The organism is Actinoallomurus sp. CA-150999, from assembly GCF_050942425.1.
GTDB lineage: Bacteria > Actinomycetota > Actinomycetes > Streptosporangiales > Streptosporangiaceae > Actinoallomurus.
On sequence record NZ_CP192063.1, the window covers coordinates 10575866 to 10599380 of the forward strand.

The following is a 23515-nucleotide window of genomic DNA, read 5'->3' on the forward strand; positions in this document are numbered from 1 at the left end:
TCGAGCCGGGCCCTAAGGCACTGCCAGGGCCGCCGCGTGCAGCACCAGCTCAGGAGCCACGGAGACCACGATCGCCCCGGCCAGCGCGACCGCGATCGCGATTCCGCCCGCGCGGCCCACGCGTACGCGCTCGGCCTTTCCGGCGGCGAAGAGCCGCGCGGCCCAGGTCAGGTAGTAGTACAGGCCGATGACGGTGTTGATCGCCATGATCACCGCGAGCCAGATGGCCGCGCCGCCGACCGCCGCCCGGAACACCACGACCTTGGCGAGCAGCCCCATGACGCCCGGCGGCAGCCCGGCCAGGCAGATGAGGAAGAACGCCAGGGCGAGGGCGCTGCCCGGGTTGACCCGCGCCAGGCCCCGGTAGGACTCCAGGTCGCGGACCCCGCGTCGGGCGGCGACCGTGACGACGGCGAACGCCCCGATGTTCATGATCGCGTACATGGCGACGTACGCGGCCGTGGCCGTCATCCACTCGTGCGGGCGTACGCGAGCGCCCCCCGCCATCGGCGCGAGGATGTAGCCGCTCTGCGCCACCGAGGACCACGCGAGCAGGCGCACGGCGTCGGTCTGGCGGAGGGCCAGGAGGTTGCCGAGCGTCATCGTCGCCGCCGACAGCACGCCCATCAGCGGGCCCCACGTGTGGCCGAACGGCCAGAACCCGACGGTCAGCACGAGCGTCAGCCCGGCGAAGCCGCCCGCCTTCGACACGACCGACAGGAACGCCGCGACCGGCAGCGGGGAGCCCTGGTAGACGTCCGGGGCCCAGAAGTGGAACGGCACCGCCGCGATCTTGAAGCCGAAGCCGGCGACGGTCAGGACGATGCCCGCCGCCGCCACGGGCCGCAGGTCGCCGTGCGCGTGGGCCAGGCCCGCGGCCACCCGGTCGAGGTGCATCGCGCCGGTGACGCCGTACACGAGGCTGATGCCGAAGAGCGTCACCGCCGACGACACGACCGACACCAGGAACAGCTTCAGCGCCGCCTCGGACGCCGTCCCGTCGTACCGCCGCAGCGCCACGAGCGCGAACACCGGCAGCGACAGCGTCTCCAGCGCGACGACGAGCGTGATCAGGTCCCGGCCCGCCGCGAGCAGCAGCGCGCCGAGGATCGCGGCGAGCAGCAGGAAGTGGTACTCCCCCACCGGCAGCGCCGACCGCCGCATCTCGCCGTGCGACAGCAGCACGACGACGATGGCCGCGAGCAGCACCACCGCCTGGAACAGCACGGTGAAGTCGTCGGCGACGTACGAGCAGGAGGGGTGGCCGCCGGGCCGGACGGCGGCCGCGCAGAGCGTCGACCGCCCGTGGCCGAACGGCAGCGCCACCGCGGCCGCCACCAGGGACAGGACGGTGAGCGCGCCGACCGCCTTCGCGGCGGCACCGAACGCGTCGGCCAGCAGTACGGCGACCGACGCCACCGCGACGATCAGGGCCGGGAGGATCGCCAGGTAGTCGATCGACTGGATCATCGGGCCCCCAGGAGCAGGTGGACGGCCCCGTCGGTGAGGGCGAGAAGCGTCTTCGGCCACAGCCCGATGAACACCGTGGCGGTGATCAGCGGCGTCCAGGCCAGCAGCTCGTGCGACATGACGTCCGCGAACCGGGTGTCACGCCAGCGCTCGGCCACCGGGCCGTGCGTGACCTTGGACAGCATTCGCAGGAAGTACGCCGCGGTGAGCACCGCCCCGATCCCGCCGACCGCCATGAAGGTCACGAACGTCGGCCTCGGCAGCCCGGCGTGGGGCTGGTACGCGCCGAGCAGCGCGAGCATCTCGCCCCAGAACCCGGCCAGGCCCGGCAGCCCCAGGCTGGCCACCGACGCGAACGTGAGGATCGAACCGAGGTACGGCGCCTTGGCGAGCATGCCGCCGCCCAGGGCGTCCAGGTCACCCGTGCCGTACCGCTCCTTGACCGCCCCGGCCAGGAAGAACAGCAGGCCGGTGATGAGGCCGTGCGCGATGTTGCCGAACAGCGCGGCGTTCAGCCCCACCGGCGTGAGCGTCGCGATGCCCAGCAGCACGAAGCCCATGTGCCCGATCGACGAGTAGGCGATCATGCGCTTGAGATCCCGCTGCGCGAGGCAGGCGAGCGCGCCGTACACGATCCCGATGACGGCGAGGAGGCCGAGCCACGGCGCCCACACCTTCGCGCCCTCCGGCGCCATCGGCACGGCGATGCGGACGAAGCCGTACGTGCCCATCTTCAGCAGCACCCCGGCGAGGAGCACGGAGCCGACGGTGGGCGCCTCGGTGTGGGCGTCCGGCAGCCAGGTGTGCAGCGGCCACATCGGCGTCTTGACCGCGAACCCCAGGGCCAGCAGCCCGAACGCGGCGATCTGCAGGCCGTGGGACAGGCCGGCGCCGTGCCGCGCGGTGAGGGCGGTCATGTCGAACGTGCCGGCGTTCACCGCGACGATGAGGATGCCGACGAGCAGGAAACCCGAGCCGAGCAGGGTGTAGAGGATGAACTTGTTCGCCGCCGCCCGGGCGCGCCCGGCGGAGTCCTTGCCGCCCGAGCCGCCCCAGTCGGCGATCACGAAGTACATCGGGATGAGGACGACCTCGAAGAACACGAAGAACAGCAGGAGGTCGAGGGACACGAACGTGCCGAGCATCCCGACCTCGAGCAGCAGGATCAGCCCGATCAGCGCCTGTGGCGACCCGCCCGCCGAAGGGAGCACGCGGGCCGAATAGACCATGCACAGGAACGTCAGCGCCGCCGTCAGCACGATCAGCGGCAGCGAGATGCCGTCGACGCCCAGGTGGAAGCGGAGCCCGATCGAACCGGCCCAGGTGACGTTCACGCCGAGCTGCGGGCCACGCCGGCCGTAGTCGAAGGCCACCGCCGCCACGACGGCCAGCGCGAGCGTCACCGCCGTCACGGCCAGCCCGTACAGCCGGGACAGGCGGGTCACCCGGCGCGGGCTCCCGGGCAGCGGCACGAGCATCCCCAGCGCGCCGAGGAAAGGCACGGCCAGCATCGCCACGAGGATCATGTCAGCACCACCACCGCGACCACGATCAGCACCACTCCCGCGAAGAGCCCGGACACGTACGCCTGCGCGTTGCCGCCCTCGGTGGCCCGCAGCAGGCCGCCGAGCCGTCGAGCGCCCCGCCCGGAGCCCTCGACGCCCGCGTCGACGACCCGCGCGTCGGCGTGGACGACGAGCCGGGCCAGAGCCAGCACCGGCCGGACGATCGCGACATCGTAGACGGTGTCGACGTAGAAGGCGGCGCGCAGGACCGGCCGCGCCGGGCCGAGCAGGCGCACCGGGTCCAAGGCCGGGTCGTTGTTCCACACGAGGTACACGCCGCCCGCGCCGGCGGCGGCGCACAGCAACGAGATCACCGCCATGCCCCACTCGGGCCGCAGCCCGTCGCTGCCGAGCCCGAAGAAGCCGAGGATGAGCGCCGGAATCGCCAGGACGGCGACCGGCCAGCGCATCAGCGGCGTCGCCTCCCGCGGCTGGAACTCCGACCGCTTCTCCCCGAAGAACGTCACCAGCCAGGTCCGCATCGCGTACGCGGCGGTGATCACGGCGGTCAGCAGTCCCGTGACGAGCACCAGCCAGGCGACCCACGACGGGATGCCCGGCACCGCCGTCCTCACCACATCCATGGGAGTCGCATTGTTCTTCGACAGCGGCGCGTACGCGAACCAGCCACCGGCGTGCAGCGTCGTTTGCCCGTGGGTGGCGCGCCAGGCCTGGGACAGGATCGTGTCCTTGCTGAAGAAGCCGCTGGCGGGCGGGAGCCCGGCCAGCGCGGCGAAGCCGACCGTCATCGACCAGAACGTCACCGGCATGGCCAGGCGCAGGCCGCCCATCGCGCTCATCATGTTCGAGCCGACCGTGACGATCACGCAGCCCGCGCCGAGGAACAGCAGCGCCTTGAACGCGCCGTGCGCCAGCAGGTGGAACACCGCACCGTCGCGCGTGCCGACGGCCAGCCCCGCCGCCATGTACGCGAGCTGGCTGATCGTGGAGTACGCGAGCACGCGCTTGAGATCGTCCTGCGCGAGCGCCGCCAGCGCCGCGCCGAGCATCGAGATGGCCGCGATGACGCCCAGCACCGTCAGCGACGCGGGTGCGAGGAAGAACGCCGGGTAGAGCCGCGCGACGACGTACACGCCCGCCGCGACCATGGTCGCCGCGTGGATCAGCGCGCTGATCGGCGTCGGACCGGCCATGGCGTCCGGCAGCCAGGTGTGCAGCGGGAACTGCGCGCTCTTGCCCGCGACGCCGCACAGCAGCAGGAGCGTCCCCGCGACGAGCGTCGTGTGCGACATGGCCGGGACGTGCGCGAGGACGGTCCGCAGGTCGAAGGAGTGCGCGCCCAGGCCGAGCACGAAGATGCCGAACAGGAAGCCGACGTCACCGAGCCGGGTGACGAGGAACGCCTTCACCGCCGCCCGTGACGTCGCCCGGTCGTGCCAGTAGTGCCCGATCAGGAAGTACGAGCAGATGCCCATGACCTCCCAGCCGACGTACAGCACCAGCAGGTCGCCGGACAGGACGACGAGCAGCATCGCCGCGGTGAACAGCGACACGAACGCGGCGTAGGAGGAGTAGCGCGGGTCGTCGCGCATGTAGGCGACGGAGTAGATCTGCACCGCCAGCGCCACGCAGCAGACGAGGAGCGCCACGACCGCGGACAGCCCGTCGACGTTCAGGGACACGCCGATGGACAGGCTTCCCGTCGGGATGCGCGCCAGCGTGCCCACGCGCAGGCCCGGCCGCTGCCACTCGTAGACCGCCAGGACGGCGGTGAGCACCGTCGAGACCGCGATGGGCAGGACGGCGATGAGGGCCGGGCCGTTCGCGGGCATCCGCCGGGCCAGCACGAGCGCGCCGCGCCGGGCGGCACCCGGCGCCGGCGCGCGCAGCCGGCGCACCAGCGGGGACAGCAGATGCGAGACCGTGTGCCCGAACAGCATGCCGGCGAACGCGGCGGCGAACGGGAGCACGACCGCGACGGCCGCCAGGACGATCACCGGCGCACCCCTTCGTCGTCGGTCATGGCGCCCACGTCGAGGTCGGGGTCCGGGTCGCCCTCGGAGAGCGTGCGGAGCCGGTCGACGTCGACCGTACGGCGATTGCGGTAGATGAGGAGCACCAGCGCCAGGCCGATGCCCACCTCGGCGGCCGCGAGCACGATGACGAACAGCGTCAGCACCTGGCCGCCGTGCAGCCGGTCGGCCCACTTCATGTCGAACACGACGAGGTTGAGGTTGACCGCGTTGAGCATCAGCTCGACGGACATCAGCACGAGGATGGCGTTGCGGCGGGCGAGGACGCCGTACACGCCCACGGAGAACAGCAGGGCCGCGATCACCACCGGGTAGACGAGGTGCATCAGATCTCCTCGTCCACGCGGGACAGCACGATCGTGTCCTCCTCGTCGGGGGCGGTCCGGCGCTTGGCCGCGCCGATCCGCCGGGCGACCGGGCCGCGTGGCGCGATCGGCCGCCGCCGGCGCTCCGGCTCCTCGTCGGGCTCGGGACCCGCGCCCCGGATGTCGGTGCGGGACAGCACGATCGCGCCGATCAGCGCGGCCAGCAGCAGCACCGACAGCGCCTCGAACGGCAGCACCCACGTCTGGAACAGGCTCGCGCCCAGCGTGTGCGACGACCCGCTGCCCACCCGGTCCTTGATCGGCACGTACGCCGAGCGGAACCCGCGGACCAGCGTCGTCACCAGCACACCCGCGGTCGCCGCCGCGACGACGAGGGCGACGATCCGGTTGCCGGAGTCGAGATCCTCCGAACGGCCGATCGGCGCTCGGGTCAGCATGATCCCGAACAGCAGGAGCACGACGACGGCCCCGACGTAGATCAGCACCTGCACCCAGGCGACGAACTCCGCCGCCAGCACGACGTACGAGCCGGCCAGCGCACCGAACGAGACGACCAGCCACAGGGCGGCGTGCACGAGCTGCCGCGTGCCGACGACGAGCACGCCGGCGCCCACGGCGACGACTCCGAGCAGCACGATGACGACGTCCGCCGCGGTCACCTCGTCTTCAGCTCCTTGGGCGACTCGGCGCCGGGGTCGTGTGCGGGCGGCGGCGGGACCGTCCACATCCACTCGCGGAGCCGCTCGCGCTCGTGGGTCAGCTCGTTGATGTCGTACTCGGCGTACTCGAACTCCGGCGACCAGAACAGCGCGTCGAACGGGCACGCCTCGATGCAGATCCCGCAGTACATGCAGAGCGCGAAGTCGATGGCGAACCGGTCGAGGACGTTACGGGTGCGCGCCCGGCCACCCTCCGGCGCGGGCAGCGTCTCCTTGTGCGAGTCGATGTAGATGCACCAGTCGGGGCATTCGCGGGCGCAGAGCATGCAGACAGTGCAGTTCTCCTCGAACAGCGCGATGACGCCACGACTGCGTGGCGGCAGGTCGGGCTGCACCTCGGGGTACTGCCGCGTGATCGATCGCCGCGTCATCGTCCGCAGCGTTACCGCGAGACCCTTCGCCAGGCCAGTTCCGGGAAGCCGTGCCACGGTTCACCATGATTACGTATAGAGAGCGGGTTCCGAAACCGACGGTACTCCCATCGCGTCCAAGCGGGGTGAGGCACTTCGAGGCTCGCCCGGCTTACCATCGGCCCATGACGCGGTCGCCGATGCCCCCGCCTGAACGACGGTCGTCACGGCTTCCGCCGAAGCCCCCCTCCGACGGGATGGGCTGGGCGGTGGTGCCGCTCATCACGGTGGGTCTCGGTTCGCCGGTCTCGTTCCTGTACGCCGCGGTCCGGCGGCGGTCGCCGGGGCTCGCGGTGGCCGCGGCGGGGTACACGGGCGCGCTGGTCGCTTCGTACGAGGCGCTCACCGCGCAGGGCGACATGCCGCACATGTTCGGCCTGCTCCTGCTGCTCGGCACGTGGATCTTCAGTGGGATGCACGCCGTTGGCATCCGCTCGCGCCTCTACCCGCCCGCCGACCCCAGCGACCAGCGGAACCGCCGGGTCGTGGAGGCGGCGCGGTACCGCCGGACGCTCCGCGACGAGGCCCGCCGGATCGCGACGGAGGATCGCGTCATGGCGCACGAGCTGCAGATCGGCCGGCCCGACCTGGGCCCGCGCCCCTACGACGACGGCGGGCTGATCGACGTGAACCACGCCCCGCCGCAGGCGCTGAGCATGCTGCCCGGCGTCACGCCGGAGATCGTCGACCGGATCGTCCGCTGCCGGGCCGAGCACGGGGCCTTCATCTCCGCCGAGGAGCTGGCGATGCAGGCCGACCTGCCGCCCCGGATCGTCCCCGACATCGCGGAGTACGGCCTGTTCCTCCATTGACGGGTGGGGCTGACCGAACCCCGGTTTCCGTACTGCCACGATCGCCCCGTGGGGCACCCGGTCGCGAGCATGGAGGCACGACTTCGCCGCTCGACCGGGGAGACCTCGATGACCGCCCTGACCTCTCGATCCTCGACCGCCACCTGGTGGCGGACACCGTTCACCGCCGAGCCCTGGCGGCGCACCGGCTACGTCCTCGCGTCACCCGTCACCGCGCTGCTGGCGATCGCCGATGGCGGGCGGCTGCAGCGGCGGCTGGCGGGCGCGCTCCTCGGCCGCGAGGTGCGGGCCACCCGGCTGCGGGGGATCGCCGCGCTGCCGCTCGCCTACATCAGCCTCGTGATCACCGCTTACGGATGGCTGCTCGTGGCCATGAACCTGGGCTACCCGGTACGTTGGCTGATCGGAATGGGCGGATCGTACGAGCACGCGTGGGGTGGCCCCACGTTCGCCGGAGCCTGGGCGTTTCACGCGGTCTTCGGCGGGCTGACGTTCCTGTTCCTCATGCCGTGGATCCTGCGCGGCCTGAACGCGCTCCACGTCCGGATCCTGGGGCGATGCGACGCCTGAGCCCGGGCGCGACGTCCGGGGCAGTGGCCTCGCGGGCGGCGTCCCGGGTGGCGGGCATGCTGCGGGCGTCGTTCGGCCGGCGGACGGCGGCGGAACTGCTGTACGCCCTCACGAGCATCCCCCTGGCGGTCCCCGGATTCTGCTACGCGGTGGCGGCGCTCGCGCTCGGCGCCGGTCTGGCCGTCACCGCCGTCGGCATCCCCCTGCTCGCGCTGGCGCTGACCGGCGCCCGGCGGGTGGCCGGCCTGTACCGCGCGTCGGCCGGGCAGCTCCTCGGGGAGCGGGTACGGCCGCCGGCGTCGCCGCGACCGGGCACCGGCCTCTACGGCCGGGTCCAGGCCGCGCTCGGCGACGCCGCCGGCTGGCGGGCGATGGCCTACTTCCTCCTGCGGCTGCCCCTCGCCGCGCTGTACCTCTACGTCGTCCTCTTCACCTGGGGATGGGGCGTCGTCGGGCTCACGTATCCCCTGCAACGCGCGTTCGGCTGGAATGACGTGACGGCCCGGGACACGCGCGGCCTGCTCGGCGGCTTCCCCTTCGACGCCTGGCCGTCCGATCTGGTCGTCGCGGCCGTCGGCGTCGTCCTCCTGCTGGTCGCGCCGTGGGCGGTGCGGGCGGTCGTGCTGCTGGACCGGATGCTGATCCGGCGGCTGCTGGGCGCGTCCGACACCGCTGAGCGCATCCGCACCCTGGAGGAGACCCGGGCGAGCGCGGTCGACGACGCCGCCGCGACGCTCCGCCGCATCGAGCGGGACCTGCACGACGGCGCACAGGCCCGTCTGGTCGCACTGACCATGCAGCTCACCCTGATGCGGGAGACCGCGCCGGACGGCCCGGTCCGGGAGCTCGCCACCGCCGCCCAGTCGACGGCGAAGGCGGCGATCACCGAACTGCGCGAACTCGTCCGCGGCATTCACCCGCCCGTCCTGGACAGCGGGCTCGACGCCGCCCTGGCCACGCTCGTGGCGGGCGCCAGCCTGCCCGTGGAGCTGCGCGCCGACATCCCCGTACGGCCGACGGCGGCGATCGAGTCGATCGCGTACTTCTGCGCCGCCGAGCTGCTGACCAACGTCATCAAGCACAGCGGCGCGAGCCGGGCCGGGATCGAGATCGTTCAGCACGACGATCGCCTGCGGCTGCGTGTGTGGGACGACGGCTCGGGCGGCGCGATCGTCGGCGCGGGTTCGGGCCTGCCCGGACTCGCTGAGCGGATCCGGCCGGTCGACGGCCTCCTGGAGGTCGTCAGCCCGCCCGGCGGCCCGACGACGGTCACCGTCGAACTCCCCTCTCGCGCGTAGGATCCGCCCGTGCGCATTGTGATCGCAGACGACGCCGTCATCCTGCGGGAAGGGCTGGCCCAGCTGCTGGCCGCCCGCGGGCACGAGGTGGTCGCGGGAGTGGGGGACGCCGCGTCGTTGCGGGAGGCGGTCGCGGCGCACCGCCCGGACGTCGCCGTCATCGACATCCGGATGCCGCCGACGCACACCGACGAGGGGCTGCGTGCGGCGCTCGACCTGCGCCGTGACCATCCGCACGTCGGGCTCCTGCTGTTCTCCCAGTACGTCGAGACGCGGTTCGCCGCCGACCTGCTGGCCGGGTCGCCCTCGGGCGTCGGCTACCTGCTCAAGGAGCGCGTCGCCGACCTCGACGACTTCGTCGACGCGCTGCGGCGGGTCGACGCGGGCGGGACCGCCCTGGACCCGGAAGTGGTCAAGCAGTTGCTGGGCTCGCGTCACCAGGGCGTCGGCGCGCTGACCCCGCGCGAGCGAGAGGTCCTGGCCCTGATGGCCGAGGGCCGGACGAACACGGCGATCGCCAAGACCCTCGTCGTCTCCGACCGGGCGGTGGAGAAGCACATCGCCAACATCTTCACCAAGCTCGGCCTGGCCCCGGGCGGCGACGATCACCGCCGGGTGCTGGCGGTCCTCCACTACCTCAGGTCTTAGGCCGGAGGCCGCGGTCGACGAAGCCGATCATCCAGTCGAAACTCTCGTCGACGTCGCCGCTCCACTGGAAGCCCTTCGAGGCCTGCAGCGCGGCGAACCCGTGGAAGAGGCACCGCAGCGTGCGGATCGCGTGGACCATCTCGCTCTCGTCGACGCCGTAGCCGCGCAGGATCGCGGCCATCGACTCGAGGACCCGGGCGCTCGCGTCGTACAGATCGTCGCCAGGTCCGGTGACCTCGGCCCCAATCGTCGCGGTGTAGCGGCCGGGGTGGGCGGTGACGTATGTGGCGAACGCCCGGGCGAAGGCGGCCAGCGCGTCCGAGCCGGCCTTGCCCTGCATGGCGGCCCGGACGGCCTCGCCGAGTTCGGTCATCGCCAGGGTGGCGATCCGGCGACGAAGGTCGTCCAGGCCGTCGACGTGCTTGTACAGGGACGGGGTGCGGACGCCGAGCCGCTGGGCGAGCGCGCCCATCGCCAGGTCCTGGTAGCCGACTTCGTCGGCCAGCTCGGCCCCGGCCCGGACGACGTCGGCGGCGGTCAGTCTTCCCCGTGGCATGGATCCTCCTCCGATCAGGCCGCCGTGTGCTCCTTGAGGAACGGCACCATGACCGCGGCGACCTCCTCGGGGAACTGCGTGTGCGGGTAGTGCCCGGCGCCGTCGATCATCGCGACCGTGCCGAGCCCGGCGGGCATCTCGGCGACGATGCCGTCCGCCTCGGCCTTCGGGTCGGCCCAGTCGGGGTCGAGCGTGCCCATGATCACCAACGCCGCGCACCGGATGTTACCGAGCTGCGCGCCGGCGTCGACCGGCTTGGACATCCCCATCTTCCGCATGGCGGCCATGCGGCCGTCCTCGCTCAGGTTGGCGCGGATCGCGTCGACCCGCTCGGCGAAGTCGGCGGGCTTCGCGCCGGGGACGGCGTGGTCGAGGTAGCGGGCCCACAGCTTCACGCTGCCGGTCATCGCCGTCCTCATGAGCAGGCTCAGGCCCTTGCGGTACCGGCCGTTCGTCAGGAGGCCACCGAAGTCGATCTTCTGGGCGCGGGTGAACGGGTCGATCTCGACGATGGCGCTGACGAGCTCCGGCTCCTGAGCCGCCGCGACCGTGGCGGACCCGCCGGAGAAGGAGTGCCCCACGACGACCGCCGGCCCGCCCAGGTGGCGGATCAGCGCCAGCAGGTCGCCGGCCGTGTCCGTGCGGGTGTAGGACGCCCAGCCGGTGCTGGACTCGCCGTGCCCGCGCAGGTCCGTGGTCGCCACCCGGAAGCCGGCCGCGACGAGCCGCTGGGCCAGGACGCCGTAGGCGCTGCGCATGTCCCCCATGCCGTGCGAGAGCACGACCAGCGGGCCCTCACCGGTCACGTCGTAGGCGATCCGTCCGCCGTCGATGCTCAGGAACTCGGTCATCGCCATCTCCTTTGGCTAATCTCGATAGCCATAAAGCTAATGTGATTAGCCATCGCCCGTCAAGCCCCTTCGGCACGACTCCGTTCGCACCCTTCACTCAGTGACGGCCGGGTCGTCGGGTACGCAGAAGAAGCGGAAGGCGATCCGGCGGGCGTCCTCGGAGGCGTCCGCCTGGGCCAGCGAGTAGCGGTCGACCAGTGCGAGGTAGTCGCGAACGAAGGCGTGGAGGTCCTCCTTCGCGAGGTACGCGCCGTTGTGCCGCTGAACCTGAGCCCAGCCCTCCGGTCCGGCGTACTCCTTGAGCGCCCGAATGTAGAGCTCCGTGTCGGCGGCGAGCTTGAGCCTGGCGAGGTTCTCGGCGGCGGCGTACTCGGCCGGCGCCATCGTCGCGGGGTCGGGCGTCTGGTGGCTGAACGGCAGCGGCCGCCACCACCGTTCGCGGCCGCCGGACTTCTCCGGGACCTCCTCGATGAGGTTCAGTTCGGCGAGTTTCCGCAGGTGATAGCTGGTCGTCCCGGTGCTCTCCCCCAGAGCGGCGGCGAGAGCGGTGGAGTTGGCCTCGCCGTGGCGCTCGAGGTACTCCAGCATGCTCCGCCGCAGCGGGTTGCCGAGCGTCCGGTATAGCGCGGTGCGCTCGGCGCTGCTCATGTCGGCCATGATTGCAAAGATATCTCTGCAGAATTTTCTCGGCAATGCGGTAGCTTGTCCGGCGTGCGGATCACGGGCCGGCACCCGTCCCGCACGACACCATCCCGCCTCTGGGCGGGCTCTCAGAAGTCTTCGGAAGGTCCAGCATGATCAAACAGATGGTGGCCGTGGGTCTCGCCCTCAGCGGCACGAGCGGCATCACGGCGGAGGCACGAGGTTCCGTCGTCTCCGTCACCCCTGTCGCCCACCTCTCACGCGATGACACGGCGGCGTATCTGCGCGGCGACGGCCTCACGACGCCCGTGCGGTACGGCGTCGACGCCTACCGCGTCGTGTACCGGACGACCCGTGCCTCGGGTGGCGCGACCACCGCGAGCGGGCTGGTCGCCCTTCCCCGCTCACGCGCCCGCCTGCTGCCCGTCGTGGCGTACGAGCACGGCACGCTCGTGCTGAAGACCGACGCGCCGTCCACCGATGGCAGCACGCGGCCCGACCGCGCCCGCGCGATGGCCTTCGCGGCGGACGGGTACGCCGCCGTGGCCCCCGACTACCTCGGGCTGGGCGAGGGGCCGGGGCGTCACCCGTACACGCACGCGCCGACCGAGGTCAGCGCCTCCGCGGACCTGCTGCGGGCGGCTCGCACGCTCGCCGCGCGCGACCACCGGAGCCTGGACGGCCGTGTCCTGGTCACCGGTTTCTCCCAGGGCGGGCAGGCGGCGACGGGGTTCGGCAAGGCGCTGCAGGCCGGCGAGGTGCCGCACTTCCGGCCGGCGGCGCTGGCCGCGGTGAGCGGACCGTACGACGTGCGAGGCGTCGAGGCGCCGGCGGGGCTCGACGGACGGGTCGCCCCGCGCAACGCCGTCTTCTACTTCGCCTACTGGCTCACCGCGATGAACCGGATCTACCACCTGTACGACCGGCCCACGGAGGCGTTCCAGGAGCCGTACGCCCAGGTGGTGGAGGGCCTGTTCGACGGTCGGCACGACGAGCAGGCGATCGCGAGCGCGCTGCCCGCCGATCCCCGGCGGTTGCTGACGCCGGCGTTCGTCGACTGGGCTCGGCGGCCGAGCGGCGCGCTGCTGCGGGCGATGCGGGAGAGCGACGGTACGTGCTCGTGGCGGCCGCGCGTCCCGGTCCGGCTGTACGCCGGGAGCGGCGATGTGAACGTGCCCATCGAGAACGCGCGGAACTGCGGTGCGCGGCTTCGCGCGGACGTGATCGACCTCGGCGCGAACGTCGACCACAATGCCTCGATCCGCGTGGCCCTGCCGGAGATCCTGACCTGGTTCGAGCAGATCGTCCCCGCACCACAGGGCTGAGCGGCGGTGCCGGGCCGCCGAGCCGGCACTCGGCGGCCCGGCCGTGACGCACCATCCCGCCCGAGGGCGGGCTCTCAGAAGCGCGCCGCCCCGAGAGTACCGCCCCCGCCATCGCGGAGCCGAGCTCGGCGAACAGGCCGGTCGCGCCGTACGGACGCGGCGGCCGGGCCTCAGAGCCGCCGGCGTACGGGCCCGCCCGCCGGGCTCAGCCGATGGCGATCTTGATGACGCCGGTGAGGGCGAGCTGCACGAGGGCGAGCGGCACCAGACCCGCCCAGGCGAGCTTCTGCAGCTGGTCCTCGCGCAGCCGCGGATAACTCACCCGGAGCCAGATCACGACGAACGACAGCGCGAACACCTTGATCAGCGTCCAGAGCCAGCCGAACTGCTCATCGAGCACCGGCCCCTTCCAGCCGCCCAGGAAGAGCACGGTCGTCAGCGCGCTCAGCACCACGATCCCGGCGTACTCCGCCAGCAGGAACAGGGCGAACCGCAGCCCGGCGTACTCGGTGTACGGGCCGAAGATGATCTCGGAGTCGGCGACCGGCATGTCGAACGGCGGGCGGCGCAGCTCGGCCAGGCCGGCGATGAAGAAGACCACTCCGCCGATCACCTGCCAGGGCAGCCACCACCATCGCCACTGGTCGACGATCGTGGAGAGGTTCAGGCTGCCGGCAGCCATCGCCACCGACGAGGCCGCCAGCACCATCGGCAGCTCGTACGAGAGCAGCTGCGCCGCGACCCGCATGCCGCCGAGCAGGCTGTACTTGTTCGCGCTCGCCCAGCCGGCCATGATCGCGCCGAGCACGCCGACGCCGATCATCGCCAGCGCGAAGAACAACCCGGGATCCATCGAGACGGCCACCTGACCGCCCGGCCCGACCGGGATCACGATCAGCGTGACGAGGTACGGGATCAGCGCGACCGCCGGCGCGAGCTGGAAGATCCGCCGGTCGGCGGCGGCCGGGATCACGTCCTCCTTCTGGGCGAACTTCACCCCGTCCGCGACCAGCTGGGCCCAGCCGTGGAACGCCCCGGCGTACATCGGACCCAGGCGCCCCTGCATGTGGGCCATGACCTTGTGCTCGGCCTGCCCGACCAGCAGCGGCAGCACGGCGAACGCGCCGACCACCAGCAGCAGCTTGATGACGACGACCAGAACGTCAGACATCGCCGCCCTCCGGGTCGATACCGCGCGCCCGCCGGCGTACGGGCTGTTCCGCGGGGGCCTCGCCCGCCGACTCGCCACGACGAGGGCTCCGGCGCGCGTCCGCGGCGGGACCCTGGCGGGCGGCGGGGCCCCAGTCCTGCGGCACTCCGGGCGGCAGCATGCGACGGCGGCTCGGCGCGCCGTGCCCGGACTCCCCCGGCTCCTTGGCCCCCGGCCAGGGCTTGGCCACCCGCGCGGCCAGCACGAACTCCTTGCGCAGCGGATGCCCCTCGAACCCGTCCGGGAGCAGCAGCGGCTTAAGGTCCGGATGCCCGTCGAAGATCACGCCGAACATCTCATGCGTCTCCCGCTCATGCCAGTTCGCGCCGCGGTAGACCGCGGTCGCGCTGACCAGCCGCGGATCCTCACGCGGCACGATCGTCCGGACCAGCAGGTGGTGTCCCTGCTCCAGAGAATGGACGTGCGTGACGATCGCGAACCCGCGCTCCAACTCATCGACGGCGGTCAGCCAGTCGAAGAAGCCGCAGCCGAGGTCGTCCCGGGCGAACGTCAGCGCCTCCTCCCACAGCTCCGGCGGCACGTCGACGGTCAGCATGCCGAAGGCTTCCTCGGTGTGCACGTCGTCCCCGAACCGGCGGGTCCACGCCACGGCCAGCTCAATCGTCATCGCTCAGCCCCGGAATGATGTTGTGATCGGTGTCGCCACCCACGGGCGGCGGCTCGGTGAACCGCCGCAACCGGCCGCCCAACCGCCGCGTCCTCTTCTGCGCCGCCGCGTCGGCCCGCCGTGGCCGCTCGTCCTCCGCCCCGGCGCCTTCCTCGGCGGGCTTCGCCGCACCCCTTTCCTTGGCCGCCTTACGAACCTCCTCCACCGAAGGAAGCACCTCGGTCGGCTCCTCCCCGGCGGCGCGGCGAACCTCCCCCGCCGGGGGCAGGTCCCGCGTCGTCTTCGTGTCCTCGACCGGGGTCAGATCCCGGGTGGCCTCCGTGTCCTCCACCGGGGTCAGGTCGCGAGTGGCCTCCGTGTCCTCGGCGGGCGGCTCCGGCACCGGAAGATCTTGAGTCTCGGCCGCCGGAGAGACCGGTTCGCCGGGCACGTCCGGAACGGGGACCTCCTGCGTCTCGGTGCTGTCCTGTGCCCCGGCCGCATCGGGCGAGGGCTCGGCCGGTGGGAGCTCCTGCGTGCCGGTCGACCCGATCTCATCACCCAGCGGGGTCAGCTTCTGCGTGGGCTGCTCGGCCGCCTCGATCTCTTCGGGCTCGGGCACCGGCGGCAGCACGAGCGGACGGCGCAGCACCGCCGGCGTCGGCGGCTTCCGTACGACCGGCGGGGGCGGCGCGACCGCCTCCGGCGTCCCGGTGTACCGCTCGCCGAGGGACTCCGCGGCGATCTTCTCCTGCAGCTTCAGGATCCCGTGCAGGAGGGCCTCCGGCCGCGGCGGGCACCCCGGAACGTACACGTCGACCGGGATGATCTGATCGACGCCCTTCGTCACGCAGTAGGAGTCCCAGTACGGCCCGCCGCAGTTGGAGCACGCGCCGAAGGAGATGACGTACTTCGGCTCGGGCATCTGCTCGTAGAGCCGCTTCACGGCGGGGGCCATCTTGTCGCTGACCGTGCCGGAGACCACCATCAGGTCGGCCTGCCGGGGCCCGGGAGCGAAGGGGATGACGCCGAGCCGGATGAAGTCGTGCCGCGACATCGACGTCGCGATGAACTCGATCGCGCAGCACGCGAGCCCGAAGTTGAACACCCAGAGGGAGTACCGCCGCCCCCAGTTGAGCACGAACTTGATCGGCTTCGGGGCGAGCCGGGAGGCGGGCCCGATGCGCGGCTCGGGGAGATCGACGGCACCCATGCCCCCATTCTTACGTGTCCTGAAGCTCTACCTCACGACAAGGTGGCCACGGATCGCAGCGATGGGGCTGACGGCCGACCGCCTGGACGGGTCAGACCCAGCTCAGGACGCCCTTCTTCCAGGCGTACGCGAGGCCGGCGGCGATGAAGGCGAGGAAGACGAACATCTCGCCGAGCGTCACGTAGCCGTACCCCTTGGCGGAGAAGACCGTCGCCCAGGGGAAGAGGAAGACCGCGTCGACCGCGAACACGACGTACAGGTAGGCGAAGACGTAGTAACGGACGTACGACTGCGCCCATCCCTCGCCGACGGGATCGACACCGCACTCGTACGTCGTGAGCTTCTCCCGGGTCGGCCGATGCGGGCGCAATGCCCGGTTGGCCAGGAGCGCGCCGCCCACGATCGCACCACCGATCACGAACAGCACGACGACCATCAGGTAGTTCCCGTAATAGCCGTGCATGGGGATCAGCGTAATCCGATCGGCCCCGCTCCACGACCGTCCTTCGAGTGCCGACGCGACGGGACGGCCCGACGGCGGCGAGCGAAATGCTCGGCGAACGGCCCGCACGATCAGACTGCGAAGCCGCTCGCCGATCACGTTCACCCGGTCTTCGGCACGTCGGTCTGCTCGAGCGCGCCGCGCAGCGTCTCCACGACGTAGTCCCGGCCATAGAGCACGTCCTCCCAGGTGAAGCGCAGCGACCGATAGCCGTTGGCCACCAGCCGGTTGTGGCGGCGGCAGTCCTCAAGCCATGCCGACCGGCCGGAATGCGTCTCGTATCCCTCCACCTCGACCACCACGTGGGCCGACGGCCAGTAGAAGTCGACGGTCAGCCGCCCGTCGAGGAGCCGCACCTGCGTCGCCGGCGGTGGAAGGCCAGCGAGGTGGACGAGCACCCGGAACAGCGACTCCAGCACCGACTCGGCCCGTGGGTCCAGGAGCCGCAGGGCGCGGCGGGTCCGCCGCGATCCGGGGCCGCACAAGGCGTCGGCGCGGCGGGACAGCTCATCGGCGCTCACCCCGTCGCACGCTCCGGCGACGCGCGCCGAACCGCGACGCAGCGCGGAGTCACCGACGACCACCGCCTCCCCGAGCGGAAGCGTGCGCGCGCAGTCCACGACCGTACGGGCGAGCGAGGTCAGCGACCATTCGCTGCCCCGTACTTCGTCCGGCGGCAGATCGGCGTAGTGCAGCCGCACCCCGGGGTCGGTCGCCCGCTTCGGGCTCGTGGCGGGCACCGTCACGTGGCAGGCGTCCGGTGACCGGAGCATCCGGCATCCCCACAGCAGCGCGGCCGAACCGTGCGACACGACGCCGCCGTACCGAACCGCGGCGACCACGGCGCGCGGCGTGCCGGGTAACGCGAAGGTGCCCCAGAACGGACGGACGAGCCGGCCCTCGGCGAGGGCACGGTGCAACGAACGACGGCCTACCTGGCCGATCAGCTGGGCGAGCGTGACCGCACCGCCGTTTCGGGAGATGAAGGTGACCGGGTCCATACCTCGAGAGCCTTCAGCAGCCGCGCGACCGGCACCACCCTTCTCCACAGGCTGTGGATAACCATCGGGAGAACGCGCCGGACGGTCAGGGCAGCGGGGCCTCGGCCCCGCCTCGTCGACGGCCGCCCGACAGCGGCAGAGGGGTGCGCGGCGGCCGGACACGTGCGTACGGGCATCGAGCGGGTAACAGAACCGCTTCCCCGCCTTGTCCGGCGATCAGGCACAAACATAGGGTCACGGCGACGAACGGATACAGGGGACTTCATTGAGCACGGATCGAGACGGCGTTCAGGGGCCGTTGCCCGAACAGCCGGACCTGGAACAGCCTGATCGACCGCAGGAGGCCGCGCCCACCGAACCGCCGGAAGCAGCGGAGGCCGCGAATCCACCCGCGCAGGCCGAAGGTTCGGAGCAGAGCGCACCGTCCGCACCCCGCGAGTCGTCCCCTGAAGAGGGAGGATCGAGCCCGGACCGACCGGACTCCCCGGAGCCGTCGGCGCAGACCGAAGGCCCGGCGCAGCCGGCCGACTCGGCACCGGCCGGAACATCGGGTCAGGCGCAGGATTCCCCCGAGCCGTCCGAGTCATCGCGCCAGGGCGGCCCGACCGAGTCGGCGGCGACGTCCGCTAAGACTGGCGTTTGGCCCGGCTACGACCGGCAGGCCGGGCCATCGACGGCGCCCCCTGAGACCGGCGTGTGGCCCGGCCAGGACGGGCAGGCCGAGCCGTCAGTGGCGCCCCCGGAGACCACGGCGTGGCAAGGCGGTCCCGATTCCCCCATGCCTCCTGAGAAGGAAACAGCGTGGCGGCCGCCCGAGCCGCCGGGCGGAGGCCAGGATCAGCGACCGCCTGAGGGGTCGGCCTATCCCGGCGCGCTGGGAGCCGTCGGCGCACCCGGCGCTGCAGGCGGCTTCGGGCCTCACCCTGAGAGCCCCAGCGGGCCGGCGCCGTACTCGGGCGCCCAAAGTGGGCCTGGGCCCCACGCGGACCATCCCAGCGGGCCGGCGCCGTACCCAGGCGGCCAAACCGGACCCGGGCCCCACGCCGACAACCCCAGCGGGCCAGCGCCGTATCCGGGTGGCCCCGGTGGGCCTGGGCCGTACGCGGAGAACCCCAGCGGGCCGACGACGCCTTACCCGGGGATCCCCGGCGGCTCCGGGCCGTACGCGGGGCAGCCGGGCGGGCCGCCGGGCTGGGGCGGGGGGCAGCCGTGGGGTGTCCCTCCACAGCCGTACGGGTTCGGGCCGCAGCCGGCGAAGAAGTCGAAGGGCCCGCTGATCGCGGTCCTGGCCGGGGGCGGTGCGCTGCTGGTCCTGCTGGCGGTCATCGCCGTCGTGGCGCTGAGCGGCCCGGACGACAACCCGAAGACGACCTCGGGCAAGGCCGCGAACAAGGCCGGTCAGGCGCTCGGCCAGGCGGCCGGGGCGACCCTGACGGGGACGTACGACGGCGGGCAGTCGACGTTCAGCGTCACGAAGGCGGGGAGCGTGCGCGGCACCTACACGGCGGGCGGGTCGCAGGTCACGCGGCTCGACGTCGGCGGGACGACCTACCTCAAGGCGGACCGCACCTTCTGGGCCGCCCAGGGGCTGTCCGCCGACCGGGCCGCCAAGGCGGACGGCAAGTGGACGAAGGCTCCCGACGATCTCGCCAGGCTGAACCTGGCCGATCTGTCGCCGGCCCGGCTCGCGTCCGCGCTCCGGGGGGCGATGAACGATCCACTCGCCGTACGGACGAGGGTCGACGGCGTCAAAGCGATCAAGATGAGGACCGGTCCTCGGACGTACTACATCACCCAGAGCGAACCGCGTCGCCTGCTCCGGGTCGAGGGCTACTCGGGGTCGCAGCGATACGGGTTCGACGTCAGCGCGGTGCCGGCAGGCTCGATCGCCACGGTGTTCACGGGGCTCCGCAGCGACGTGCAGGGTCTGGCGAACGCCTACGATCCCGATCTGACCGTGCTGCCGGTCAGCAAGGTGCAGTTCGGCAGCTGCGGCGAGTCGGGCTGTACGGTGCGGGCCGACATCCGCGCGTCGACGGTGAGCGACTCCTCGGGGGCCGTCCACGTCACGATGAAGGTGGCGTTCAGCGGGGGCGGGGGGACCGTGTCGACGTGCACGGACGCGGTGTCGACGAGCGTGAATCGCCAGACGAGCCTCTCCTGCCGGACGAGCGGCGGGGACTGGTCGTCCTGGTACCGGTCGCACAACGGACGGTTCACCGTCCACGCGAAGGCGAATTTCGACGCGACCGTGAACTCCTCCGCGGACGTGAACGGGCTGCTGGGCAAGTTGGCGCAGGAGCAGCGCACCGGCTGAAACGGGGCCGGCGCGCGGCGGCCCTGACGGCCGGGGCCGCCGCACCGCGGCGACCTCGACGTCCTCGCAGGGCCGTCGGCCTCATGCCGGCGATGCCGCAGACCGTCGGCCTCATGCCGGCGATTCGGCCTCATGCCGGCGATGCCGCAGACCGTCGGCCTCATGCCGACGGTCCGGCGCGCCCGGTGACATGCCGTGGCCGACCCGCTTCGGGGAGGGCCCAGGGCGAGGCCCTATAGTTCGGCACGTGTCCCGACTCCTGCTCTTCGCACGGCTGCACGTCGACCTCTGCCGGTCGGCGAGCGCCCTGTGTTCGGGATCGGCGGCCTGATCCGGCCGTCTCTCGCGGCGCGCCGAGGCGCCTTCGCATGCATGGCCATGCCCTGACCTGGGAAATCAGTACGGTCGGGGACGTCGACGGGGCGGATCACTCGGCGCTGCGACGCATCTCACAAGCAAGGCTCTAACGGCCGATGTTGAAATATCCATGTGATCCGGGACGTAGCATGAAGGTAAGCCTAAGTGGCACGTCGGACGCGGATGCCTCCCTCCGCCCGAGTGCCGCGCGTCGAGGAGGTCCTGCTCTGTGACCAAACAGGTCCGGCAACTCGACCGCGTCATCATCCGTTTCGCCGGTGACTCCGGTGACGGCATGCAGCTGACCGGCGACCGCTTCACTCAGGAGACGGCCGCCTTCGGCAATGACCTGTCAACACTGCCCAACTTCCCCGCCGAGATCCGCGCGCCGGCCGGCACGCTGCCCGGCGTGTCCAGCTTCCAGCTGCACTTCGCCGACCACGACATCCTCACGCCGGGTGACGCGCCGAACGTTCTCGTCGCGATGAATCCCGCTGCGCTGAAGGCCAACGTCGGTGACCTGCCGCGCGGCGCGGACCTCATCGTGAACACCGACGAGTTCAGCAAGCGCGCCCTGGCCAAGGTCGGGTACGCCGCGAACCCTCTCGAGGACGGCTCGCTCGACGAATTCCGCGTGCACTCGCTGCCGCTGACGTCGATGACGGTGAAGGCGCTCGAGGACTTCGACATCTCCAAGAAGGACGCGGAGCGGGCGAAGAACATGTTCGCGCTCGGTCTGCTGTCCTGGCTGTATCACCGGCCGACCGAGGCGACGGTCCGCTTCCTCGAGGTCAAGTTCGCCAAGAAGCCAGAGATCATGAAGGCCAACATCGCGGCCTTCCAGGCGGGCTGGAGCTACGGCGAGACGACCGAGTCGTTCTCGGTGTCGTACGAGGTGAAGCCGGCGACGCTGCCGCCGGGGCTGTACCGCAACATCTCCGGCAACATGGCCCTGGCGTACGGGCTGATCGCCGCGAGTGTACGGTCCGGGCTGCCGCTGTTCCTCGGCTCGTACCCGATCACGCCGGCCTCCGACATCCTGCACGAGCTGTCGAAGCACAAGCGGTTCGGGGTTCGAACGTTCCAGGCCGAGGACGAGATCGCGGCGGTGGGCGCCGCGCTCGGCGCGTCGTTCGGCGGCGCGCTCGGTGTGACGACCACGTCCGGTCCGGGCATCTCGCTGAAGAGCGAGACGGTGGGCCTGGGCGTCGCGACGGAGCTGCCGCTGATCGTCATCGACGTGCAGCGGGCGGGCCCGTCGACGGGCATGCCGACCAAGACCGAGCAGGCCGACCTGCTGCAGGCGCTGTACGGCCGTAACGGCGAGGCGCCGGTGCCGGTGGTGGCGCCGAGTACGCCGTCGGACTGCTTCGCGGCCGCCATCGAGGCGGCACGGATCGCGGTGAAGTACCGCACACCGGTGATCGTGCTGTCCGACGGTTACCTCGCGAACGGCTCCGAGCCGTGGCAGGTGCCCGACGTCGACTCGCTGCCGGAGATCGAGCCGGCGTTCGCGCAGGCGAGCGAGGAGGAGTTCCAGCCGTTCAAGCGCGACCCGGACACCCTGGCGCGGCCGTGGGCGGTGCCGGGCACGCCGGGGCTGGAGCACCGCATCGGCGGCATCGAGAAGGCCGACGGCAGCGGCAACATCTCCTACGACCCGAACAACCACGACCTGATGGTGCGGCTGCGCCAGGCGAAGATCGACGGCATCGCCCGCGACATCGCGCCGCTGGCCGTCGACGACCCGTCGGGCGACGCGCGCGTGCTCGCGCTCGGCTGGGGCGGCACGTACGGCGCGATCACCGCGGCGGTACGCCGCATCCGCAACTCCGGAGAGCAGGTCGCGCAGGCGCACCTGCGCCACCTGAACCCGTTCCCGGCCAACCTCGAAGAGGTGCTGCGCTCGTACGACAAGGTGGTCGTGCCGGAGATCAACCTGGGTCAGCTCGCGCTGATCCTGCGCGGTCGCTACCTCGTCGACGTGATCGGCTACAACCGCGTCCGCGGCCTGCCTTTCAAGGCCGAAGAACTCGCGGACGTCATCCGGGATGTGATCAACTCATGAGCGACCCTCTCGCCCTCGTTCCGAAGGACCCCGAGCGGCAGACCGCGAAGGACTTCAAGACCGACCAGGAGGTCCGCTGGTGCCCCGGGTGCGGTGACTACGCGATCCTCGCCGCGGTGCAGGGCTTCCTGCCGGAGCTCGGCCTGAAGCGGGAGAACATCGTCTTCGTGTCGGGCATCGGCTGCTCGTCGCGGTTCCCGTACTACATGAACACCTACGGGTTCCACTCGATCCACGGGCGCGCCCCGGCGATCGCGACCGGGCTGGCGTCCTCGCGCCCGGACCTGTCGGTGTGGGTGGTGACCGGCGACGGCGACTCGCTGTCGATCGGCGGCAACCACCTGATCCACGCGCTGCGCCGCAACGTCAACCTGAAGATCCTGCTGTTCAACAACCGGATCTACGGGCTGACCAAGGGCCAGTACTCCCCGACCTCGGAGGTCGGGAAGATCACCAAGTCGACGCCGCTGGGGTCGCTGGACTCGCCGTTCAACCCGATCTCCCTCGCGATCGGCGCGGAGGCGTCGTTCGTGGCCCGGACGATCGACTCCGACCGCAAGCACCTGCAGTCGGTGCTGCGGGAGGCCGCCCAGCACAACGGCACGGCGCTCGTGGAGATCTACCAGAACTGCAACATCTTCAACGACGACGCGTTCCTGCCGCTGAAGAACCCGGAGACCCGCGACGACGTGACGGTCCGGCTGGAGCACGGTGAGCCGATCGTGTTCGGTGCCGAGGGCGAGAAGGCGCTGCGGCGGTCGGCCTCCGGTTCGTTGGAGGTCGTGCCGGCGGACTCCCCGGACATCGTGGTGCACGACGCCAAGAACCCGGACCCGTCGCTCGCGTTCGCGCTGTCGCGACTGGACTCGCCGACGTTCGAGCACACGCCGATCGGGATCTTCCGGCAGGTGGAGCGCCCGTCGTACGACGAGCTGATGCGCACGCAGATCGACGAGGCCATCGCCCAGCAGGGCGCGGGCGACCTCGCCGCCCTGCTCGGCAGCGGAGACACCTGGCGCATCGACTGACCCAGACCGTTCCACCCGCACGCGAA

The 23515-nt window shown here is 71.7% G+C and carries 23 protein-coding genes; 9 read left to right on the forward strand and 14 right to left on the reverse strand.

Annotated elements, in window-relative coordinates:
- Positions 1 to 12 precede the first annotated feature (12 nt).
- Genes ACQP2O_RS48835 through ACQP2O_RS48860 form a run of 6 tightly spaced genes read right to left on the reverse strand, consistent with a single transcriptional unit; the run spans position 13 to position 6445 of the window.
- A complete protein-coding gene (locus tag ACQP2O_RS48835; RefSeq protein ID WP_433176557.1) occupies positions 13 to 1470 on the reverse strand; it encodes an NADH-quinone oxidoreductase subunit N in 1458 nt (485 codons plus the stop codon).
- The gene (locus tag ACQP2O_RS48840; RefSeq protein WP_433176559.1) at positions 1467 to 2996 is read right to left on the reverse strand and encodes a complex I subunit 4 family protein; all 1530 of its coding nucleotides are present in this window, start codon (positions 2994 to 2996) and stop codon (positions 1467 to 1469) included. The genes ACQP2O_RS48835 and ACQP2O_RS48840 overlap by 4 nt, the downstream gene beginning before the upstream one ends.
- On the reverse strand, positions 2993 to 4993 hold the full coding sequence (locus ACQP2O_RS48845; protein ID WP_433176561.1) for an NADH-quinone oxidoreductase subunit 5 family protein: 2001 nt from the start codon (positions 4991 to 4993) through the stop codon (positions 2993 to 2995). The genes ACQP2O_RS48840 and ACQP2O_RS48845 overlap by 4 nt, the downstream gene beginning before the upstream one ends.
- Positions 4990 to 5355: an NADH-quinone oxidoreductase subunit NuoK gene (gene nuoK / locus ACQP2O_RS48850; protein WP_433176563.1), complete on the reverse strand. Its 366-nt coding sequence runs from the start codon at positions 5353 to 5355 to the stop codon at positions 4990 to 4992. The genes ACQP2O_RS48845 and nuoK overlap by 4 nt, the downstream gene beginning before the upstream one ends.
- Positions 5355 to 6014, reverse strand: coding sequence for an NADH-quinone oxidoreductase subunit J family protein (locus ACQP2O_RS48855; RefSeq protein WP_433176565.1), 660 nt, complete (start codon positions 6012 to 6014; stop codon positions 5355 to 5357). Before ACQP2O_RS48855 ends, nuoK begins: the two co-directional genes overlap by 1 nt.
- Positions 6011 to 6445 carry a 4Fe-4S binding protein gene (locus ACQP2O_RS48860; RefSeq protein ID WP_433176567.1) on the reverse strand — a complete coding sequence of 145 codons (435 nt, stop codon included), beginning with the start codon at positions 6443 to 6445 and terminating at the stop codon, positions 6011 to 6013. Before ACQP2O_RS48860 ends, ACQP2O_RS48855 begins: the two co-directional genes overlap by 4 nt.
- Positions 6446 to 6609: 164 nt before the next feature.
- On the opposite strand from ACQP2O_RS48860, the gene ACQP2O_RS48865 reads away from it, so the two are divergent.
- From ACQP2O_RS48865 to ACQP2O_RS48880, 4 genes are read left to right on the forward strand one after another with little or no spacing between them, the layout of a single operon-like run.
- Positions 6610 to 7296, forward strand: coding sequence for a ComEA family DNA-binding protein (locus ACQP2O_RS48865; RefSeq protein ID WP_433176569.1), 687 nt, complete (start codon positions 6610 to 6612; stop codon positions 7294 to 7296).
- Positions 7297 to 7344: 48 nt separating this feature from the next.
- Entirely contained in the window at positions 7345 to 7866 is a 522-nt protein-coding gene (locus tag ACQP2O_RS48870; protein WP_433176571.1) for a hypothetical protein, read from the forward strand.
- Positions 7854 to 9164, forward strand: a complete 1311-nt coding sequence (locus ACQP2O_RS48875) for a sensor histidine kinase (protein WP_433176573.1) — start codon at positions 7854 to 7856, stop codon at positions 9162 to 9164. Before ACQP2O_RS48870 ends, ACQP2O_RS48875 begins: the two co-directional genes overlap by 13 nt.
- A 9-nt stretch (positions 9165 to 9173) precedes the next feature.
- Entirely contained in the window at positions 9174 to 9812 is a 639-nt protein-coding gene (locus ACQP2O_RS48880) for a response regulator transcription factor (protein WP_433176575.1), read from the forward strand.
- On the opposite strand, the gene ACQP2O_RS48885 is transcribed toward ACQP2O_RS48880, so the two are convergent.
- The 3 genes from ACQP2O_RS48885 to ACQP2O_RS48895 all read right to left on the reverse strand — a co-directional run bounded on the left by ACQP2O_RS48885 (position 9802) and on the right by ACQP2O_RS48895 (position 11876).
- Positions 9802 to 10368, reverse strand: coding sequence for a TetR/AcrR family transcriptional regulator (locus ACQP2O_RS48885; protein WP_433176577.1), 567 nt, complete (start codon positions 10366 to 10368; stop codon positions 9802 to 9804). The genes ACQP2O_RS48880 and ACQP2O_RS48885 overlap by 11 nt on opposite strands.
- 14 nt (positions 10369 to 10382) lie before the next feature.
- Positions 10383 to 11219: an alpha/beta fold hydrolase gene (locus ACQP2O_RS48890; RefSeq protein WP_433176579.1), complete on the reverse strand. Its 837-nt coding sequence runs from the start codon at positions 11217 to 11219 to the stop codon at positions 10383 to 10385.
- Between the two features lie 93 nt (positions 11220 to 11312).
- Positions 11313 to 11876, reverse strand: coding sequence for an ArsR/SmtB family transcription factor (locus ACQP2O_RS48895; RefSeq protein ID WP_433176581.1), 564 nt, complete (start codon positions 11874 to 11876; stop codon positions 11313 to 11315).
- 137 nt (positions 11877 to 12013) lie between these two features.
- Here ACQP2O_RS48895 and ACQP2O_RS48900 point away from each other — a divergent pair, with 137 nt between their 5' ends.
- Positions 12014 to 13186 carry an alpha/beta hydrolase family protein gene (locus ACQP2O_RS48900; RefSeq protein WP_433176583.1) on the forward strand — a complete coding sequence of 391 codons (1173 nt, stop codon included), beginning with the start codon at positions 12014 to 12016 and terminating at the stop codon, positions 13184 to 13186.
- A gap of 205 nt (positions 13187 to 13391) precedes the next feature.
- On the opposite strand, the gene nuoH is transcribed toward ACQP2O_RS48900, so the two are convergent.
- The 5 genes from nuoH to ACQP2O_RS48925 form a co-directional block, all read right to left on the reverse strand.
- On the reverse strand, positions 13392 to 14357 hold the full coding sequence (gene nuoH, locus ACQP2O_RS48905; protein ID WP_433176585.1) for an NADH-quinone oxidoreductase subunit NuoH: 966 nt from the start codon (positions 14355 to 14357) through the stop codon (positions 13392 to 13394).
- Entirely contained in the window at positions 14350 to 15024 is a 675-nt protein-coding gene (locus tag ACQP2O_RS48910; RefSeq protein WP_433176587.1) for an NADH-quinone oxidoreductase subunit C, read from the reverse strand. The genes nuoH and ACQP2O_RS48910 overlap by 8 nt, the downstream gene beginning before the upstream one ends.
- Positions 15014 to 16216, reverse strand: coding sequence for an NADH-quinone oxidoreductase subunit NuoB (gene nuoB / locus ACQP2O_RS48915; protein ID WP_433176589.1), 1203 nt, complete (start codon positions 16214 to 16216; stop codon positions 15014 to 15016). Before nuoB ends, ACQP2O_RS48910 begins: the two co-directional genes overlap by 11 nt.
- Before the next feature lie 91 nt (positions 16217 to 16307).
- A complete protein-coding gene (locus ACQP2O_RS48920; RefSeq protein ID WP_360902993.1) occupies positions 16308 to 16679 on the reverse strand; it encodes an NADH-quinone oxidoreductase subunit A in 372 nt (123 codons plus the stop codon).
- A gap of 140 nt (positions 16680 to 16819) precedes the next feature.
- A complete protein-coding gene (locus ACQP2O_RS48925; RefSeq protein ID WP_433176591.1) occupies positions 16820 to 17719 on the reverse strand; it encodes a DUF559 domain-containing protein in 900 nt (299 codons plus the stop codon).
- A 778-nt stretch (positions 17720 to 18497) separates the two neighbouring features.
- On the opposite strand from ACQP2O_RS48925, the gene ACQP2O_RS48930 reads away from it, so the two are divergent.
- The 4 genes from ACQP2O_RS48930 to ACQP2O_RS48945 all read left to right on the forward strand — a co-directional run bounded on the left by ACQP2O_RS48930 (position 18498) and on the right by ACQP2O_RS48945 (position 23489).
- Complete coding sequence (locus tag ACQP2O_RS48930) at positions 18498 to 20036, forward strand: hypothetical protein (protein WP_433176593.1); 1539 nt, start codon at positions 18498 to 18500, stop codon at positions 20034 to 20036.
- Positions 20037 to 20226: 190 nt separating this feature from the next.
- A complete protein-coding gene (locus ACQP2O_RS48935; protein ID WP_433176595.1) occupies positions 20227 to 20367 on the forward strand; it encodes a putative leader peptide in 141 nt (46 codons plus the stop codon).
- A gap of 255 nt (positions 20368 to 20622) precedes the next feature.
- Positions 20623 to 22461, forward strand: coding sequence for a 2-oxoacid:acceptor oxidoreductase subunit alpha (locus tag ACQP2O_RS48940; RefSeq protein WP_433176597.1), 1839 nt, complete (start codon positions 20623 to 20625; stop codon positions 22459 to 22461).
- Positions 22458 to 23489, forward strand: a complete 1032-nt coding sequence (locus tag ACQP2O_RS48945) for a 2-oxoacid:ferredoxin oxidoreductase subunit beta (RefSeq protein WP_433176599.1) — start codon at positions 22458 to 22460, stop codon at positions 23487 to 23489. The genes ACQP2O_RS48940 and ACQP2O_RS48945 overlap by 4 nt, the downstream gene beginning before the upstream one ends.
- The last annotated feature ends 26 nt before the right edge of the window (positions 23490 to 23515 follow it).

Excerpts from the sequence above, each read along its gene's own strand:
- nuoB (WP_433176589.1), bottom strand. The coding sequence starts at position 16,216 with ATGGGTGCCGTCGATCTCCCCGAGCCGCGCATCGGGCCCGCCTCCCGG.
- ACQP2O_RS48875 (WP_433176573.1), top strand. The coding sequence starts at position 7,854 with ATGCGACGCCTGAGCCCGGGCGCGACGTCCGGGGCAGTGGCCTCGCGG.
- ACQP2O_RS48910 (WP_433176587.1), bottom strand. The coding sequence starts at position 15,024 with ATGACGATTGAGCTGGCCGTGGCGTGGACCCGCCGGTTCGGGGACGAC.
- ACQP2O_RS48885 (WP_433176577.1), bottom strand. The coding sequence starts at position 10,368 with ATGCCACGGGGAAGACTGACCGCCGCCGACGTCGTCCGGGCCGGGGCC.
- nuoK (WP_433176563.1), bottom strand. The coding sequence starts at position 5,355 with ATGCACCTCGTCTACCCGGTGGTGATCGCGGCCCTGCTGTTCTCCGTG.
- nuoH (WP_433176585.1), bottom strand. The coding sequence starts at position 14,357 with ATGTCTGACGTTCTGGTCGTCGTCATCAAGCTGCTGCTGGTGGTCGGC.
- ACQP2O_RS48935 (WP_433176595.1), top strand. The coding sequence starts at position 20,227 with ATGCCGTGGCCGACCCGCTTCGGGGAGGGCCCAGGGCGAGGCCCTATA.
- ACQP2O_RS48895 (WP_433176581.1), bottom strand. The coding sequence starts at position 11,876 with ATGGCCGACATGAGCAGCGCCGAGCGCACCGCGCTATACCGGACGCTC.
- ACQP2O_RS48860 (WP_433176567.1), bottom strand. The coding sequence starts at position 6,445 with ATGACGCGGCGATCGATCACGCGGCAGTACCCCGAGGTGCAGCCCGAC.
- ACQP2O_RS48945 (WP_433176599.1), top strand. The coding sequence starts at position 22,458 with ATGAGCGACCCTCTCGCCCTCGTTCCGAAGGACCCCGAGCGGCAGACC.
- ACQP2O_RS48890 (WP_433176579.1), bottom strand. The coding sequence starts at position 11,219 with ATGACCGAGTTCCTGAGCATCGACGGCGGACGGATCGCCTACGACGTG.
- ACQP2O_RS48925 (WP_433176591.1), bottom strand. The coding sequence starts at position 17,719 with ATGGACCCGGTCACCTTCATCTCCCGAAACGGCGGTGCGGTCACGCTC.
- ACQP2O_RS48920 (WP_360902993.1), bottom strand. The coding sequence starts at position 16,679 with ATGCACGGCTATTACGGGAACTACCTGATGGTCGTCGTGCTGTTCGTG.
- ACQP2O_RS48840 (WP_433176559.1), bottom strand. The coding sequence starts at position 2,996 with ATGATCCTCGTGGCGATGCTGGCCGTGCCTTTCCTCGGCGCGCTGGGG.
- ACQP2O_RS48900 (WP_433176583.1), top strand. The coding sequence starts at position 12,014 with ATGATCAAACAGATGGTGGCCGTGGGTCTCGCCCTCAGCGGCACGAGC.
- ACQP2O_RS48835 (WP_433176557.1), bottom strand. The coding sequence starts at position 1,470 with ATGATCCAGTCGATCGACTACCTGGCGATCCTCCCGGCCCTGATCGTC.
- ACQP2O_RS48930 (WP_433176593.1), top strand. The coding sequence starts at position 18,498 with ATGCCTCCTGAGAAGGAAACAGCGTGGCGGCCGCCCGAGCCGCCGGGC.
- ACQP2O_RS48865 (WP_433176569.1), top strand. The coding sequence starts at position 6,610 with ATGACGCGGTCGCCGATGCCCCCGCCTGAACGACGGTCGTCACGGCTT.